A 17,375-nucleotide genomic window follows, 5' to 3' on the forward strand; every position below is an offset into this window, starting at 1 on the left:
TCCGTCACGGCGCCTCCACGAAGCGGACCCGGGTGCCCGGTGACAGGAGTGCGGCCGGGACGCGCGCGTGGTCCCACAGGACGGCGTCCGTGGTGCCGATGAGCTGCCAGCCGCCGGGCGAGGAGCGCGGGTACACGCCCGTGTACGGGCCCGCGAGCGCGACGGAACCCGCCGGGACGGCCGTGCGCGGGGTGGCCCGGCGCGGGACGTCGTAGCGGGCGGGCAGGCCGGTGAGGTAGCCGAAGCCGGGGGCGAATCCGCAGAAGGCGACGGTGAATTCGGTGCCGGCGTGGATGCGGGCCACCTCCCGGGGCGGGACGCCCCAGTGCGCGGCCACGTCGGCCAGGTCCGGGCCGTCGTAGCGCACTCGGAGTTCGACGACTTCACGCGCGCGTGGGGGAGCGGGCGGTACCTCGGCGGCGGTGAGCTCGGCGGCCAGGCGGGCCGGGTCGGTGAGGCCGTCCAGGAGGACCGTGCGGGCGGCCGGGACGATCTCCCGGACCGACAGCGAGCCCTCCGCGCGGCGCCGTACCAGCTCGGCGTGCAGGGCCTGGGCCTCCTCGCCCGAGGACACCTCGACGAGCAGGGCGTCGTCCCCGACCGGCAGTGTCCTCATACGAAGGCCTCCACCCGGACGCCCGAGGACTCCAGCCGCTCCCGGACCCGCCGGGCCAGCTCCACCGCGCCCGGCGTGTCCCCGTGCAGGCACAGGGAGCGGGCCTCGACGTCGATCCGCGCCCCGGAACGGGCGGTGACCGCGCGGTCCCGGGCCAGGTCCAGCGAGCGCTCCACGACGGCCTCCGGGTCGGAGACCACCGCGCCCTCCTGGCCGCGGGGCACGAGCGTGCCCTCCTCGGTGTACGCCCGGTCGGCGAAGGCCTCCGGGACGCCGGTCAGGCCCGCCGCGCGGGCCGCTTCCAGCAGGCGCGAGCCGGGAAGGCCGAGCACGGGCAGCGTGGCGTCGGCGAGGAGCACCCCGTCGACGACCGCGCCGGCCTGCTCCTCGTCGTGCACGACCCGGTTGTACAGCGCTCCGTGCGGCTTGACGTAGGACACGCGGGTGCCCGCCGCGCGGGCGAAGACCTCCAGGGCGCCGATCTGGTAGGCCACCTCGGCCGTCAGCTCGGCGGACGGCACGTCCATCGCGCGCCGCCCGAACCCGGCCAGGTCCCGGTAGGAGACCTGGGCGCCGATCCGCACCCCGCGCGCGGCCGCCAGCTCGCACACCCGCCGCATGGTGACCGCGTCCCCGGCGTGGAACCCGCAGGCCACGTTGGCGCTGGTGACGACGGTCAGCAGTTGCTCGTCGTCGGTCAGTCGCCAGCGGCCGAAGCCCTCGCCGAGGTCGGCGTTCAGATCGATCGAGGTCATGGAGGTCTCGGTGCTCCTTTCAGGGGCTGTCAGCCCATTCTTGTCAGCTCACTTTTCTCAGGCCGCTCTTCTCAGGCCACTCGGTACTGCTCGTCCCGCGCGTCCGTCAGGAACATCTGGCCCGGTGCGTGGGTGAGGGCGAACGGCGGGCGCGAGGCCATCACCGCGGCCTGCGGGGTCACCCCGCAGGCCCAGAACACCGGGATGTCGTCCGGTTCGGCGTCCACCGGGTCGCCGAAGTCGGGACGGGCGAGGTCGGCGATGCCGAGCCCGGAGGGGTCGCCGCAGTGCACGGGGCTGCCGTGCACCGCCGGGAGCAGGCTGCTCTCCCTGATGGCGGCCGCCAGGTGCTGCGGCGGCACCGGGCGCATGGACACCACCATGGGCCCGTGCAGCCGCCCCGCTGGACGACACTGTCGGCTGGTCACGTACATGGGAACGTTCCGGCCCTGCTGAATGTGCCGGATCGGGACGCCCGCCCCCGAAAGTGCCCACTCGAAGGTGAAACTGCAGCCGATCAGGAACGAAACCAGGTCGTCGCGCCAGTACGCGCGCACGTCCGTCGGCTCGTCCACCAGCTCGCCGTCCTGCCACACCCGGTAGCGCGGCAGGTCGGTGCGCAGGTCCGCCCCGTCCGCGAGGACGGTGGTCCAGTCTCCGGCGTCGGTGACGTCGAGGACCGGGCACGGCTTGGGGTTGCGCTGGCAGAACAGCAGCATGTCGTACGCCCAGTCGGCGGGCACCGAGATGAGGTTCACCTGGGTGTGGCCGGCCGCGACCCCGGCGGTGGGTCCGGCCAGGCCCGCTCGGAAGCGGGTTCGGGCCTGCGCCGGGCTCCACGCGTGCGCGTGCTCGTCGACGAGGGTCAGGGGGCGGTCTTCCATGAGCATCGGGGGCCTGTCGTCCGTGAGAGTCCTGGGGCGGTCTTCCGTGCGGTTCACGCGAGTTCCCTCCCTTGAGTCTCCGGCAGTCCGAGCAGGGCCAGGGCGGCGATGCCGTAGCCGATGGCGCCGAAGACCAGCGCCCCGCCCACGCCCCAACTGTCGGCCAGGAAGCCGACGGTGGTCGGGAAGACCGCGCCGACCGCGCGGCCCGTGTTGTACGTGAAGCCCTGGCCCGAGCCGCGCACCGCCGTCGGGTACAGCTCGCTCAGATAGGACCCGAAGCCGCTGAAGATCGCCGACATGCAGAACCCGAGGGGGAACCCGAGCACCAGGAGCCAGGTGTCCGCTCCGCTCGGAATGTTGCCGTAGGCCACGATGCAGACGGCCGAGAGCAGGGCGAAGAGCCAGATGTTGCGCCGGCGGCCCAGCCGGTCGGTGAGGTAGCCGCCGGTCAGATAGCCGAGGAAGGCGCCGGAGATCAGGAAGGTCAGATAGCCGCCGGTGCCGACGACCGACAGCCCGCGGTCGCTCTTCAGGTACGTGGGCACCCAGGTGGCGAGCGTGTAGTAGCCGCCCTGGACCCCGGTGGACAGCAGCCCGGCGAAGATCGTCGTACGGAGCAGATCCGGCTTGAAGATCGCCGCGAAGGAGCCCTTTCCGGCGCTCTTCTCGCGTACCGCGACCGCCTCGGGGGCGTCCTGGACACGGCGGCGCATCCAGACGACCAGGAGCGCGGGCAGCGCTCCGGTCCAGAACATCACACGCCAGGCCGTGCCGTCGTCGAAGACCGAGAAGACCAGCGTGTACATGATCGCGGCCAGGGCCCAGCCCACGGCCCAGGAGCTCTGGATCGCGCCCAGGGTGCGGCCCCGGTGCTTGGCGCTCGCGTACTCGGCGACCAGGATCGCGCCGACCGCCCACTCGCCGCCGAAACCGAGGCCCTGGAGGGCGCGGAAGACCAGCAGTGACTCGAAGTTGGGCGCGAAGCCGCAGGCCACGGTGAAGACCGCGTAGGTGATCACTGTGATCATCAGGGCCCGGACCCGGCCGGCCCGGTCGGCCAGCACCCCAGCCAGGGCACCGCCGATGCCGGAGGCCAGCAGGGTGACGGTGGTGAACAGGCCGGTCTGGCCGCTGTCCAGGCCGAAGTACGCGGCCAGCGCGACCATGCTCAAGGGCAGCGTGAAGTAGTCGTAGGAGTCGAGGGCGTAGCCGCCGAACGCGCCGGCGAAGGCGCGGCGGCCGCGCGGACCGAGCGCCCGGAACCAGCCCAACGCCCCGTCTTCGGTCGACGAGGGGCTGCTGGTCAGGGTCTGAGGGGGACGGGTCGTGCTCATGGGCACCTCGCAGTGGGAGGACGGAGGGTGCGGAGCTGAGCCATGCGGTGTTCCAGCAACGTAGAGGATCGTTCAACGATCCTTCAATACCCCTGTTGTTTCGTTCTCCTCTCTGCGGTTGAATTCCGGGCATGGCAGAGCAGCTGAGCGGACTGGCCGACGATCGCGCCCTCCTGGGCCGCACCAGCACGGCCGAGCGGGTCTCGGACATCCTCAGGAGCCGTATCGCGGAGGGCTATTTCCCGCCAGGGACACGGCTGTCGGAGGACAGCATCGGGGGCGCCCTCGGGGTCTCCCGCAACACCCTGCGCGAGGCGTTCCGCCTGCTCACGCACGAGCGCCTGCTCGTCCACGAACTCAACCGGGGCGTGTTCGTGCGGGTCCTCACCGTCGAGGACGTCGAGGACATCTACCGCACCCGCTCGCTCGTCGAGTGCGCCGTCGTCCGCGGGCTCGGCGAGCCGCCGTACGCCCTGGACGGGCTCGCAGGCGCGGTCGCCGAGGGCCGGCGGGCGGTGCGCGAAGGTGACTGGAAAACGCTGGGCACGGCCAACATCCACTTCCACCGCGAACTCGTCGCCCTCGCCGGCAGCGACCGCACCGACGAACTGATGCGCAGCGTCTTCGCCGAACTCCGGCTGGCGTTCCACGTGGTGGACGACCCGAAGGCCCTGCACGAGCCGTACCTGGCCAGAAACCAGCAGATCCTGGAGGCGTTGGAGGCGGGCGACAAAGTTGAGGCCGAAAAGCTGCTGGCGGTGTATCTGCGCGATTCACTGCGACGCGTGGTCGATGTCTACCAGCGGCGGGTGAGCGCCCCGTAGGGGCGCGGGGAACTGCGCGACAAGCCCCCACCGGCCCGCACGTGCTCCACGACCTCCGGTCACCCGGCGCCCCGGCGGAGCCGTTCCGCGTCGTTTGGGGAGTTGTCAGACCCAGCACCTAGTCTGTGCACCGTGACTTCGCCTGCATCGACGGACAGCGTTCCCCCCCAGTTCAGCGCGGGGCCGCGCCCCGCTCCGGGCCCGGCCGCCGACGAGGGACTGGCGCGGCGGCTGCGCGCGCTCGCGTGCACCGCGCCGCTGCACGACCTGGACGCGCGCAAGGCGAACCTCGCGGGTGAGTACTCGGTGTACGGCATGGCCGAGGTGGCCCTCGCCGGCATCGACCTGGTCACCCTGAACATGGACTTCGACACCGGCGCCGACCACGACCAGATCGTCGCCCGCCTCATCCCGCGCATCGCCGCCCAGGCCCCGCAGCGACCCGTCGCCGAGCACGAGCGCGTGGCCCGCTGGGTCCTGGAGAACCTGATCAACGTCGGCAGCGTGGACCGCGGATTCCGGGCCGTCTACGGCACGTTCGCACCGGACGGCACCTATGTCCGCCGTGACTACGACTTCAAGCTGATCGAGGAGGTGCCGGGTCCCGGCGGCTCGGTCTACCTCCGCACGACCGACGAGGCGGTCAACGTCCTCGTCGGCGCCCTGGACACCGATGTCACCAGCGCCCAGATCGCCGCCGAGGTCAAGCTGGAGGTGCTGATCAGCCGCGGCCGCCTCGCCGACGCCCAACTCGCCGCCGAACAGGCCCGGTACCGGACCGTGCAGTACTCCGAGACCCTGCGCAGGGCCCTGGACGCGACCCGGCGCAATGTCCGGGCCGTCGACTGGCTCAACTCAGTGCCCGACATGATCGCCGAGGCCCTGGACCACGTCGCCGACCGGTACCGCCACGAGAACGCGATCCTGACCAACATCCGCAAGGCCCGGGACGAGTCCGAGGACCCCGAGCAGAAGCGCCGGGCCGCAGAACTCGTCGACATCGTCAAGGACTGCATCCGGCGCCACACCCAGCTCCAGTCCCGGCTCCTGGAGGCGGGCCCGCTGTTCCGCGCCGAGCAGGACCGCCAGGCCTTCGCCACACCGATGACCACGTCCGGGATCGACCTCTACGGCCACCTCGTCGCGCCGCTGCTGCCCCTGCCGCTGGAACAGGCCACGCGGGTCACGGACGCGTTCTTCGCGCGCGGGACCGGCATGCGCACGCCGGTGTCCGTGCGGGTGGGCGATCTCGTCGACATACTGCTGACCCCGCCCATGGAGCGGGAGCACCTGGGCGCCGAGATGCCGGAGCCGGACCTCATCGCCACCCCGGACGACAGCCGGTTCAGCGAGGAGCAGCTGGCGGCCGCGAAGGAGCTGCTGGACCTGCCCGCGGACGCGCCTCGGCGCCTGTCCGGGCTGCTCGCGGAGGCCCGCAGGACCGGCGGCTTCGACCTCGCCTACCTGGTGGCCCTGATGTCGATCCACGCGGCCAGCCCCCCGGTCGGCACCGCATACCGCCAAGGCGAGGAGAAGCTGCTCTTCGCGGTGGACGACGGGACGGAACTCGACGACCCGGACTTCGGCGGCGCCGACCTCATCGTCGGCACCGCCCTGCTGGACGCCCTGGGGATGGCGGCGGGCCGGACGGAAGCAGCATGAATGAGCCAGTGCGTGACCCGGAAGCAGCATGAGCGAGCAAGAGCGTGACCCGGAAGCAGCAAGCGCGAGCAAGAGCGTGACAAGGAGCCCCAGCCGTGAGTGAGCATGTCGAGTGGAGCGACACGGAGGCAGCCCCGACCCCGTCGGCGCCCGCCCCCGTCACCCCCGCCGACGCCGCCGACGCCGCTCGGCTCGTCGCCTTCGGACTGCAGCCCAAGCTCCAGCCCGCGCGGGACCAGGAGTACGCCGAGCTGCTGCGGCGCTACCGGGAGGACCCGCCGTTCGCCCGGCTCGCCGACGCCGTCGCCGCCGGCCTCGGCCTGATCGTCCTCGAGGTGTCCCCGCGCGCCGGCATGGCCGTGACCGCCGCTGAGGACTCGGTGTTCGCCGTGCGGATGGGGGACTACGCGCGTCGTACGTCGGCCGACGGCGGTGACCGCTTCCTGCACGGGCTCGCCCACCTCGCCATCGCCGCCATGGCGTTCCCGCGACCTGAGGACCTCGCCGACGACGCATACATCGGGCGCGTCTCGGTCAACGGCGTCGACGCCTTCGTACGGCAGGCCTGCCGGCGTCTGGAGGAGCGGGCCGAGGAGACCGGCGAGAACACCGACCCGGCCACCGACGCGCCCGGACTGGAGGCGGCCTGGCGGATCTGGGCCAGACGCAGCGCGGCCGGCGCGACCAAGGACGCGCGCCGGCTCGCCGGGTCCACCACCGGCATCGTGGGCAAGGCCGCCGCCTTCCTCACCGACTCCGGCTTCCTCCAGCGCACCGGGGACGACAACGGCGGTACCTACCGGACCACGGCTCGTTACCAGCTCCAGGTGCGGGACATGGCCGGCAGCGCCGCCATGGCCGAACTCCTCGAGCTGGGCGTCGTCCCGGTGACCGACGGCACACCGACCCTGGTGCCCGCCGCGGACGACGACGCGGAGCTGGTGGCCGACGCCGGACTGCCGTTCCACTCCTGAACCTCCCTGACCTGCCGAAGACTTACGAGAGTCCGCCATGTACGAGCTGTCCCGGGTCCGCCTCTACTCCATCGGTCCCGCCGGTGCGCGCTACGCCGACACCGTGCTTGACCTGCGCGGCGTCGGCGCGGAAGTGCCCGACCCCGCGCCCACCCAGGCGGAGTTCTTCGAGGAGGAGCCCGTCGGCCCGCCGCGCCGGCCCGCGCCCGCCGGGGTGCTCTTCCTGGAGAACGGCGGCGGCAAGTCCGTCCTGCTCAAGCTGATCTTCTCGGTGATGCTGCCCGGTCACCGCAACACCCTGGGCGGCGCCAGCTCCGGGGTGCTGCGGAAGTTCCTGCTGGCCGACGACTGCGGGCATGTGGCCCTGGAGTGGCAGCACACCCTCACCGGCGAGTGCGTCGTCGTGGGCAAGGTGAGCGAGTGGCGGGGGCGCCAGGTCTCCAACGACCCGCGGAAGTTCGCCGAGGCCTGGTACTCCTTCCGGCCCGGCCCCGGACTCTCGCTGGACAACCTCCCGGTCGCCGAGTCCACCGGCGTACGGCCGCCCGCCGAGGGCCAGTCGGCCGCCCAGGGCCGCCGCCGCACCATGAAGGGCTTCCGGGACGCCATCACCGAGGCGGGCAAGGCCTATCCGCATCTGGAGGTGCACTGGGAGGAGATCCACGACCGCTGGATCGAGCACCTCGGCGACCTCGGCCTGGACCCCGAACTCTTCCGCTACCAGCGGGAGATGAACGCCGACGAGGGCGAGGCCGCCGGCCTCTTCGCGGTGAAGAAGGACTCCGACTTCACCGACCTCCTGCTGCGCGCGGTCACCGACACCCGTGACACCGACGGACTCGCCGACCTGGTCAGCGGGTTCGGCAACAAGCTGGGACGCCGCGCCGAACTGATCGCCGAACGCGACTTCACCGCCGGGTCGGTGGACCTGCTGGGCCGGATCGTCGAGGCCGCCGAGGCACGCTCACGCGCGCGTGACATCCACACCGGCGCCGAACGCCGTACCCGGACACTGGCCCGCAGGCTGTCCGCGCGGGGTGTGCGGGAGCGCGTACGGGCGGCCGATCTCGCCCAGCGGGTCACCGCCGCCGCGTACGCCGTCACCCACGCCGAGGCGGGCCGTGAGCGCAGCGCGCTGATCGCCGCCGAACTCGCCTACCGGCACGCCTCCCTGGCGCTCGCCGCCGCCGAGAAATCGGCCGCCGCCCAGAAGCGCGAGCTCGCCGACGCGCGCACCCTCCACTCCGCCTGGCAGGCCGCGGAGGCCGTACTGCGCCACCGCGCCGCCGCCGACCGGGTCGCGCGCGTCGCCGCCGCCATCCAGGAGGCCGAGCGGGACGCGGCCCCCGCCCTCGCCGCCCGCGCCAAGGCCGCCGTCGACCTCGTACGGGCCCTGCACGCCGCCGCCGAGCGCGCCGAGACCCTCGCCAACGAGGAGGAGGAGCGGTCCGCCGCCCTCCAGGAGGTCAGCGAGACGGCCTATCGGGACTCCACCTCGGCCGCCACCGAGGCACAGCGCGCCCGCAGTGAGGTCGGGCACCTGCGCCAGCGGCTGAGCGAGGTCGAGCAGGAGACCGCGGAAGCGGTCCGCGCGGGCTGGCTCGACGACAGCGCCCCCGACGCCGACCCCGCCCGCGCGGCGCTCGCCGCGAGCGACGCCGAGAAGACCGCCGTGGCCGCCTGGGACACCGCTCGCGAGGCCTCCCGGCGGGCGAGCGAGCACGCGCGCGAGGCCGCCTCCGCCGAGTCCCGCGCGGAACTCACCGCCGCCCGCGCGGAGGACGCGGCCGCCGCGGCGGCCCGGTCCTACGAGGCCGAGCGCCGGCTCGCAGAGGGGCTGGCGGGGGAGGAACGGCTCGCGGAGCTGCTGAGCCTGACCGGGGCCTCCGGGGCGGTGCCGGGGCCGCGCGCGGAGACGGACGGCACCAGGAAGGGACGCGAGGGCACCGATCCGCAGGCCGACTCCGCCGGTGGTCTCACGCCCGAGGAACTCGACCGCTTCGCCGACGAACTGCGGGAGCTGCTGGACGACTCGGTGTCCTCCGCCGAACGCCAGCTCTTCGAGCTGCGCACCGCCGCCGCCGACGACTCCCGGATCCTCGGCGCGCTCGGCGACGGCGGACTGCTGCCGCCGGGACCCGACGTGCTGGCCACGGTCGAGTTCCTCGGCGAGAACGGCATTCCCGCGCTGCCCGGCTGGCGCTATCTCGCGCAGGCCGTCGACCCCGCCGACCACGCGCGTGTGCTCGCCGCCCGGCCGGAACTGGTCGACGGCGTGATCATCACCGACCCCGACACGCACGCGCGTGCCCGTGAGGCGCTGAGTGACGCGGCACTCCTTCCGCGCTCCGCCGTCGCGGTCGGCACCGCGGCGGCCCTGCTGGCGCCGACCCCGGCGACCGACTCGAGGAGCGGCGACGTCTTCCTCGTACCGCCGAACCCGGCCATGCACGACGAGCACGCCGCCGACGAGGAGCGTCAGGCGTTGCGCGCGCGGGCCGGTGAGCGCGACGAGGAGATCCGGTCGCTCGCCGCCCGGCTCGGCAAGGACCGTGAACTGGCCGCCCGGCTCGCCTCCTGGCGCACCGGCTGCCCGGCAGGCCGGCTCGTCGAGCTGGCCCGCGCCGCCGAGGACACGCGCGCGTTCGCCGAGGAGGCGGAGGCCGAGCTGGCCGAGGCACGCACCGTACGGGCCGAGGCCGACGAGGCTGCCGCGGAGGCCGCGCAGACGCGTGACGAACGGCAGGAGGCCGCCCAGAAGGCCCGCCGGGCCGCCGACGCCCTCGCCGGTCTCGCCTACCGGCTGCGCGAGCGGGCCGGCTGGCAGGTCAAGCTGCGCGAACTGGCCGACGAGGCCACCGAGTCGGAGGCCCGCGCCCAGACCTGCCTGGAGCGGGCCCGCGCCGCCGACGAGGACCGGCGCGCCGCCCAGCGGGCCGCCGACGACGCCCGCCGCACCGCCCGCGCGCTGCGGGCCGAGCGCGCCGAGATCGCCGGCGCCCCCGACGACGTACCGGAGGACGAGGCGGCCACGCCGAAGGCGTCCCTGCCCGCCCTGCGCGAGGCCTACCGGGCCGCGTCCCAGGTGTACGAGAAGGTCGGCGTGGGCGCCGACCTGCGGGCCGAGCAGGCCCGTGCGGAGAGCGACGAGAGCGGGGCCCTGGCCGAGCTGGACCGGCTGAGCAACAAGGTCCGCACGCGCGCGGAGCAGCTGCTCCAGTCGACCGACGGCTCCGACGGGCCCTCCCGGCAGGCCGCCGCCGCCCGTGCCGAGGAGCTGGTCCAGCTCCTGGAGACCCGTATGTCGACGGCGAGCGAGCAGCTCGGGCGGCTGCGCGGCGAGGCCGAGCGGCACGCGCCCGAGGACGGCGAGGCGCACACCGAGCTGCCGCAGGAGCTGGAGCCGCGTGACGCCGAGCACGCGCAGGCGCTGTTGCGTACGGCCACCTCCGAACTCGCCTCCCGCACCGAGGCGTTGACGCAGGCCCGCGAGGCGCACGCGGAGCTGCTCGGCTCCCACCGGGCCGCCGAGGACGCGGCGAGCGGCTTCGACGAGATCGCGGCGATGCTCCGCGACCTGCTGCGCGAGCACGCGATGGAGGACGAGCAGGAAGAGACGGAGCCGTACCCGGGCAGCCCCGAGGAGGCCCGGCAGGCCGCCGCGGAGGCCCGCCGGTCGCTGCGCGGCTGCGCCGCCGACCTGTCCGCCGCCGAGTCGGCCGTGCGCGAGGCGAGCGATGTGCTCGTCCGGCACGCCAACTCCACGCGCTACGAGCAGGTCCGCACCCCGGCCCGGCAGCAGATCCGCGAGCTGCCGGCGTCCGCGCTGCCCGAGCACGCGCAGAAGTGGGCGGACGCCTTCGCGCCCCGACTCCGGGTGCTGACCGACGAGTTGGCGCAGCTGGAGCGCAACCGTGACTCGATCGTGGACCGGCTGCGCGGGCTCGTGGAGTCCGCCCTCGCCACGCTCAGGTCCGCCCAGCGGCTGTCCCGGCTGCCCGAGGGGCTCGGCGAGTGGTCCGGGCAGGAGTTCCTGCGGATCCGCTTCGAGGAGCCTGACCAGGCCACGCTGACCGAGCGGCTCGGCGAGGTCATCGACGAGGCGACCCGCGCGGCCGTGAAGAAGAACTCCGACCTGCGGCGCGACGGAATGTCCCTGCTGCTGCGGGGAGTCGCGGCCGCGCTCCAGCCCAGGGGCGTGGCCGTCGAGATCCTCAAGCCGGACGCCGTGCTGCGCGCCGAGCGGGTGCCGGTCGGTCAGATGGGCGACGTGTTCTCCGGCGGTCAGCTGCTCACCGCGGCCATCGCGCTGTACTGCACGATGGCCGCCCTGCGCTCCAACGACCGCGGCCGGGACAAGCACCGGCACGCCGGCACGCTGTTCCTGGACAACCCGATCGGCCGCGCCAACGCGACGTATCTGCTGGAGCTCCAGCGGGCCGTGTCGGACGCCCTCGGGGTGCAACTCCTGTACACGACGGGCCTGTTCGACACGACCGCGCTGGCCGAGTTCCCGCTGGTCATCCGGCTGCGGAACGACGCCGACCTCCGGGCCGGCCTGAAGTACATCAGCGTGGAGGAACACCTCCGCCCGGGTCTGCCGCAGCAGCCCCAGGCGGGCGAGGCGGTGCACAGCGAGATCACGGCGACGCGGATGTTCAAGCGTCCGGCGCCGGTGACTCCGCAAGGGAGCTCAGCGGTGACGCCGTAGGGAAGCCCCGCGGCTCAGGAGTGCGACAGCCGGCCCGTGCTGCCGCCCTGCCGCCGTATGCGCGCCTGGGCCCGCTCGGCGAGCCGCGCCTGCCGGCGGGCCTTGCGTCGCTCGCGCCGCAGGGCGCGGGCGGTGCTGCTGGGGGTCGACACCACGCCGTTGCGCTGGTTCCACACCTGGCGGGTCACCCACACGTCCAGCGCGCCCCAGGTGGCCACGACCGTGCTGGCCACGCTGCTGATCACCATCGGGAACGCCAGCCAGGAACCGGCCATGGTGCACAGGAAGGCCACCATCGCCTGGAGCAGGGTCACGGCGATGATGAGCACCGCCCGCACCGCGGAGGTCCGCACCGGATCGGGCAGCCGGCGCCTGCGCGCGGCCTCCTCGACCCACAATGGCCGGTACGGCTCCTCCTGGACCGCCTCGCGTCGGCGCCGTACGTCCGCCCTCGCCGGAGTGTCGTGAACGGGCGCCTCCGGGCGCCGCGGTGGCCTCGAACGCGCCGTCTCCACGCCGCTTCGCGACGCCTCCTGCCGTTCCGCCGTGCCCATCACCGTGTCACTCCCCACCGCCGGCAGTCCCCTCGTCCCGGTGTCCGTGGACCGGGCTTCCATGTGGCTGCCCGGCTTGCGCTGCTTTACGCCGCCCAGTTGCAGATGCGGCTCCTGTGGCCGAATCCACCGCCATTTCCCGAAGAGAAGGACGAACAAGACCTCTTCAAGATTCCCGCAGGACGTCAAAGAAACGAAAAAATCCAGCCAACCACCCGGCCTGGGTGGTCGGTTCCGGTCGGATGCGGACTGCCTGGTGACAGGAGGCAATCTCCCGCAATGGGCGGACAACTCCCCATGCCCGCGCCTGGGAGCGGAAGTTCAGGTTCCGGACGGAGCTTCGAGTTACGGGTGCGTCGGTAGTAGGCTCGCGCCGTTTGTTGACGTACATGTGTACCCCCCGGCCGGTGGGGGTCGAGCTGGGGGAGGCCATGCGCTTTCGCGGGAAGTCGATCCGCCGGAAGATCGTGGCGCTGCTTCTCGTGCCGCTGGTGTCCCTGATCGCGGTGTGGGGCTTCGCCACGGTACTGACGGGACGTGAGGTCGCCCAGCTCTTCCAGGTGTCGACCGTCACGGAGAAGCTCGGGTATCCCATCGAGGACACTGTGCGCGTGCTCCAGCAGGAACGTCGCCAGTCGCTCGTCTACCTGGCCGATCCCCGTGCCTCTGACGCCCTGTCCGCGCTGCGCGACACGAGGAACGCCTCGGACGACGCCATCGCCAAGTTCCGCCGGAACGCCCACGATCCCGATGTGCGCGACGGCCTGGACCAGGACGACGACGAACGGCTCACCGCCGTCCTGGACGCCTTCGACGGCATCGACTCGCTGCGCCGCAGCGTCGAGGAGGGGACCGTCTCCCGGCTCCAGGCCCTCGACCAGTACAACCGCCTCGTCGACCCGGCCTACGCCCTCCTCGCCACCCTCGACGGCGTCGACAGCGTGGAACTGGACAAGCAGGCACGGGCCCTGGTCAACATCACCCGGGCCCGCGAACTGCTCTCCCGCGAGGACGCCCTGCTCGGATCCTCCCTGGTGGTGGGCAAGCTCACCCGCGACGAGATCCGTGACGTCTCCGACCTCGTCGCCCAGCGCACCCTGATGTACGACGTCAGCCTCGCCGTGCTGCCGACGTCGGAGCGCGAGCGCTACGAGCGGTTCTGGAAGAACGCCGGCACGGCGCCGCTGCGCTCCGCCGAGCAGTCCGTCGCCACCGCCGAGCCCGGCACCTTCGACAAGGTCAGCGCCAAGAGCTGGGACGCGGCAGCCGGCACCGCGCTCGACGAACTCGCCAAGCTCGACGACCAGGCGGGCGACCGCCTCCAGGACCGGGTCCGGCCGGACGCGATGGGCGTCATCATCAAGGCCGCCGCGGTCGGCGTCCTCGGCCTGATCGCCCTGCTCTTCTCGCTGATCCTGTCCGTACGCGTCGGCCGCACCCTCATCCGCGACCTGCGGCAACTGCGCCTGGAGGCCCACGAGGCGTCCGGCGTACGGCTGCCCAGCGTGATGCGCCGCCTGTCCGTGGGCGAACAGGTCGACGTCGAGACCGAGGTCCCGCGCCTGGAGTACGACAAGAACGAGATCGGCGAGGTCGGCCAGGCCCTCAACACCCTCCAGCGCGCCGCCGTCGAAGCCGCCGTGAAACAGGCCGAGTTGCGGGCCGGTGTCTCCGAGGTCTTCGTCAACCTCGCCCGCCGCAGCCAGGTCCTGCTGCACAAGCAACTCACCCTGCTCGACACCATGGAGCGTCGCACCGAGGACACCGACGAACTCGCCGACCTGTTCCGCCTGGACCACCTGACCACCCGTATGCGCCGGCACGCCGAGGGCCTCGTGATCCTCTCCGGCGCCGCCCCCTCCCGGCAGTGGCGCAAACCCGTCCAGCTGATGGACGTCGTACGCGCCGCCGTCGCCGAGGTCGAGGACTACGAGCGCATCGAGGTCCGACGGCTGCCCAGGGTCGCCGTGACCGGACCGGCCGTCGCGGACCTCACCCACCTGGTGGCCGAACTCCTGGAGAACGCCACGGTGTTCTCCCCGCCGCACACCGCCGTCCAGGTCGTGGGGGAGCGCGTCGCCAACGGCTTCACCCTGGAGATCCACGACCGCGGACTCGGCATGGCCGCCGACGCGCTGCTGGACGCCAACCTCCGGCTCGCGGAGACACCCGAGTTCGAGCTGTCCGACACCGACCGCCTGGGCCTGTTCGTGGTCAGCCGGCTCGCGCAGCGGCAGAACGTCCGGGTCTCGCTTCAGCCTTCGCCGTACGGCGGTACGACGGCCGTCGTCTTCATCCCCGACGCGCTGCTGACCGACGACGTCCCCGACACCAACGGCATCGGCTTCCGCCTGGACCGCCCCCAGCCGTCGAAGGAGGCCGAACTGGAGGCGGCCCAGCGGGTCTCGCTCACCCGGGGACCGGCCCAGCTGCCGGGCATGCCGCCCGCGATCCTGGACGGCCCGGTCGAACTGGAGGCTCCCGTCGACCTGGACGCCCTGAACGACTTCCCGGGCGTGCTCGACTCCGAGGACAGCGAGCGCGGCGGGCTGTTCCGGCCGCGCCGCTCCCTGGCCCAGGTGGACGACGACGGCCCGGACGCCGACGGTGGCGCCGGCGACGGTCCGGTGTCGCTGCCCCGCCGCCGTACCCCCAAGCTGGTCAGCTCCCACGGGCGTCCGGTCACCGACGAGCGGCCGGGCCGCGAGGAGCGGGACGAGTCGCCCGCGATCGGCCCCGGCGACTCCCGGCCCCGGACGGCTCCCTCGGTGACCGCGGGTGCCTCGCGCCCGGAGCCTCCCACGCTGCCGAGCCGCCGCCGTGCCGCTGCTCTTCGCCGGGGCACCGGCGTGGCCGACCGCGTCGACGAGCTGACGGAGGTGCCGACCTCCTCGGCATCACCGGGCCGTGAGCTCGGCGGCCCGGCGGGAGCCCCCGCGCTGCCTCGGCGCACCCGGCGTGCGGAGATCGCGTCGAGCGGCACGGCGTCGGACGACACGGTTGCCGGAGCCGCCGGGCCTTCGGGCGCCGGTGACGCCACGGGGGCCACCGGTGTCAGCGGGCCCACAGGCCCTGCGGGAGCCTCCGGAGCCTTCGGCAGGCCGGCCGCGCCCGCTCTCGGCCCCGTCAGATCCGTTCCCGGGGCCCTCGGAAGCGGCGGCGGCTCCGGCGGCGCCGCGCGCGGCCCGCAGGACTCCGCTTCCGGCACCACCCCGCTGCCCCGCCGCGTCCGGCAGGCCAACCTGGCCCCGCAGCTGAAGCAGGCCCCCGACCGGCGCCCCCAGAAGCAGGCGGAGCCCGCCGACCGGGACGCCGACGAGGTACGCAGCCGTATGGCCTCGCTCCAGCGCGGCTGGCAGCGCGGCCGCGAGGAGAACGCCGCGGGCGACGACACGTCCGGCGGCACAGCACCACAACGAACGACTAAGGGGGACGGTCGATGACCGCACCGAAGGCGACCGACAAGTCCGGCGAGCTGAACTGGCTCCTCGACGACCTGGTGGAGCGCGTCGCGAGCATCCGCAAGGCCCTGGTGCTCTCCAGCGACGGCCTCCCGACCGGTGTGTCCCAGGACCTGACCCGCGAGGACAGCGAGCACCTCGCCGCCGTGGCGTCCGGCTTCCACAGCCTCGCCAAGGGTGTGGGCCGGCACTTCGAGGCGGGCAACGTCCGCCAGACCGTGGTCGAGCTGGACGACGCGTTCCTGTTCGTGACGGCCGCCGGCGACGGCAGCTGCCTCGCCGTCCTCTCGGACGCCGACTCGGACGTGGGCCTCGTCGCGTACGAGATGACGCTCCTGGTCAAGCGGGTCGGTGTGCATCTCGGTGCCGCCCCGCGCACCGATCTGCCTCAGGGCGGGTAGTGAGATGGCATGAGCACAGAAGGACAGGGAAGAAGCCACTGGTTCGACGACGAGGCCGGACCGGTGGTCCGTCCGTACGCCATGACGCGCGGCCGCACCACAAGTGTCGGCCAGCACCGTCTCGACCTCATCGCGGTCGTCGTGGCCGAACCCCACGCGGACGATCCCGAAGGGGACCAGTCGCTGTCCCCGGAGCACGTGGACATCGTCGACCTCTGCCGGGACACCCCCCAGTCGGTCGCCGAGCTGTCCTCCGAACTCGACCTGCCCGTCGGGGTCGTACGGGTCCTGATCGGTGACCTCGTCGACTCCGAGTGGGTCCATGTGAACCGGCCGGTGCCGCCCGCCGAGCTCCCTGACGAAAGCATCCTGCGCGATGTGATCAACGGTCTGAGGGCCCTGTGACCGACCCTCCGGCCCGCGCCTGAACGACAACCCCAGCAAGCAGGAGAAAAGACCAATGATCTTCGGGCGTTCTGAGCGCGGAAAGCCCCCGGTCGAGCCCGTCACGCTCAAGATCCTGGTGGCCGGCGGCTTCGGCGTGGGCAAGACCACGCTCGTGGGCGCGGTCAGCGAGATCAGGCCGCTGCGCACCGAGGAACTGCTCACCGAGGCAGGCCGCCCGGTCGACGACATCAGCGGCGTGGAGAGCAAGCGCACCACGACCGTCGCCATGGACTTCGGCCGCATCACCCTGCGCGAGGACCTGGTGCTCTACCTGTTCGGCACGCCGGGACAGGAGCGGTTCTGGTTCATGTGGGACGAGCTCTCCGAGGGCGCCCTCGGCGCCGTCGTGCTCGCCGACACCCGCCGCCTGGAGGACTGCTTCGCCGCCGTCGACTACTTCGAGCGGCGCTCCATCCCGTTCCTCGTGGGCGTCAACTGCTTCGAGGGGGCGATCCGTTACCCCGAGGAGGACGTACGGCAGGCCCTCGACCTCGACGAGGACGTACCGGTCGTGCTGTGCGACGCCCGTGACAAGCAGTCGGTCAAGGAGGTCCTCGTGGGCGTCGTCCAGCACGCGATGGCCTTGTCGGCACGCCACCGCCGACCGGTCACCACCTGAAGCGCCGACGCAGCTTTTGAGGTACCGGCGCCCAGTACTTGAGGCACCGGCGCGGCACCTGAGGCACCGGCGCGGCCCCTCAGGCACGGGTGCGGCCCGAACCCCCGCCGACAGGGGTACGGGCCGCGGC

Annotated in this window: 13 protein-coding genes; 8 read left to right on the forward strand and 5 right to left on the reverse strand. The window is 73.0% G+C overall.

Annotation, left to right across the window (positions count from 1 at the left end; translation table 11 throughout):
• Positions 1 to 4 precede the first annotated feature (4 nt).
• From OHN19_RS36370 to OHN19_RS36385, 4 genes are all read right to left on the reverse strand, one after another.
• A complete protein-coding gene (locus tag OHN19_RS36370) occupies positions 5 to 616 on the reverse strand; it encodes an allophanate hydrolase subunit 1 (protein WP_330268254.1) in 612 nt (203 codons plus the stop codon).
• Positions 613 to 1,371 (reverse strand): LamB/YcsF family protein, encoded by a 759-nt coding sequence (locus tag OHN19_RS36375; protein ID WP_123759438.1) that lies wholly within the window; start codon positions 1,369 to 1,371, stop codon positions 613 to 615. The genes OHN19_RS36370 and OHN19_RS36375 overlap by 4 nt, the downstream gene beginning before the upstream one ends.
• A gap of 71 nt (positions 1,372 to 1,442) precedes the next feature.
• Positions 1,443 to 2,261, reverse strand: a complete 819-nt coding sequence (locus tag OHN19_RS36380) for a putative hydro-lyase (protein ID WP_330269787.1) — start codon at positions 2,259 to 2,261, stop codon at positions 1,443 to 1,445.
• A gap of 47 nt (positions 2,262 to 2,308) precedes the next feature.
• Complete coding sequence (locus tag OHN19_RS36385) at positions 2,309 to 3,592, reverse strand: MFS transporter (protein ID WP_330268255.1); 1,284 nt, start codon at positions 3,590 to 3,592, stop codon at positions 2,309 to 2,311.
• A gap of 131 nt (positions 3,593 to 3,723) precedes the next feature.
• Between OHN19_RS36385 and OHN19_RS36390 the strand changes: the two genes are divergently transcribed.
• From OHN19_RS36390 to OHN19_RS36405, 4 genes are all read left to right on the forward strand, one after another.
• Entirely contained in the window at positions 3,724 to 4,416 is a 693-nt protein-coding gene (locus OHN19_RS36390; RefSeq protein ID WP_330268256.1) for a GntR family transcriptional regulator, read from the forward strand.
• Positions 4,417 to 4,548: 132 nt separating this feature from the next.
• A complete protein-coding gene (locus OHN19_RS36395) occupies positions 4,549 to 6,078 on the forward strand; it encodes a hypothetical protein (protein ID WP_330268257.1) in 1,530 nt (509 codons plus the stop codon).
• A 95-nt stretch (positions 6,079 to 6,173) separates the two neighbouring features.
• On the forward strand, positions 6,174 to 7,052 hold the full coding sequence (locus OHN19_RS36400; RefSeq protein ID WP_330268258.1) for a hypothetical protein: 879 nt from the start codon (positions 6,174 to 6,176) through the stop codon (positions 7,050 to 7,052).
• A 37-nt stretch (positions 7,053 to 7,089) separates the two neighbouring features.
• The gene (locus OHN19_RS36405; protein WP_330268259.1) at positions 7,090 to 11,763 is read left to right on the forward strand and encodes a hypothetical protein; all 4,674 of its coding nucleotides are present in this window, start codon (positions 7,090 to 7,092) and stop codon (positions 11,761 to 11,763) included.
• Positions 11,764 to 11,777: 14 nt separating this feature from the next.
• Here OHN19_RS36405 and OHN19_RS36410 read toward each other — a convergent pair whose 3' ends face one another.
• Complete coding sequence (locus OHN19_RS36410; RefSeq protein WP_419249586.1) at positions 11,778 to 12,317, reverse strand: hypothetical protein; 540 nt, start codon at positions 12,315 to 12,317, stop codon at positions 11,778 to 11,780.
• 431 nt (positions 12,318 to 12,748) lie between these two features.
• Here OHN19_RS36410 and OHN19_RS36415 point away from each other — a divergent pair, with 431 nt between their 5' ends.
• Genes OHN19_RS36415 through OHN19_RS36430 form a run of 4 tightly spaced genes read left to right on the forward strand, consistent with a single transcriptional unit; the run spans position 12,749 to position 17,245 of the window.
• Positions 12,749 to 15,760, forward strand: a complete 3,012-nt coding sequence (locus OHN19_RS36415) for a nitrate- and nitrite sensing domain-containing protein (protein ID WP_330268261.1) — start codon at positions 12,749 to 12,751, stop codon at positions 15,758 to 15,760.
• Complete coding sequence (locus OHN19_RS36420; protein WP_123759431.1) at positions 15,757 to 16,179, forward strand: roadblock/LC7 domain-containing protein; 423 nt, start codon at positions 15,757 to 15,759, stop codon at positions 16,177 to 16,179. The genes OHN19_RS36415 and OHN19_RS36420 overlap by 4 nt, the downstream gene beginning before the upstream one ends.
• A 9-nt stretch (positions 16,180 to 16,188) precedes the next feature.
• A complete protein-coding gene (locus OHN19_RS36425; protein ID WP_330268262.1) occupies positions 16,189 to 16,584 on the forward strand; it encodes a DUF742 domain-containing protein in 396 nt (131 codons plus the stop codon).
• A 55-nt stretch (positions 16,585 to 16,639) separates the two neighbouring features.
• On the forward strand, positions 16,640 to 17,245 hold the full coding sequence (locus OHN19_RS36430) for an ATP/GTP-binding protein (RefSeq protein WP_330268263.1): 606 nt from the start codon (positions 16,640 to 16,642) through the stop codon (positions 17,243 to 17,245).
• Positions 17,246 to 17,375: the final 130 nt, after the last annotated feature.

The sequence above is a fragment of the Streptomyces griseorubiginosus genome, from assembly GCF_036345115.1.
In the GTDB taxonomy this organism is placed as follows: Bacteria; Actinomycetota; Actinomycetes; order Streptomycetales; family Streptomycetaceae; genus Streptomyces; species Streptomyces griseorubiginosus_C.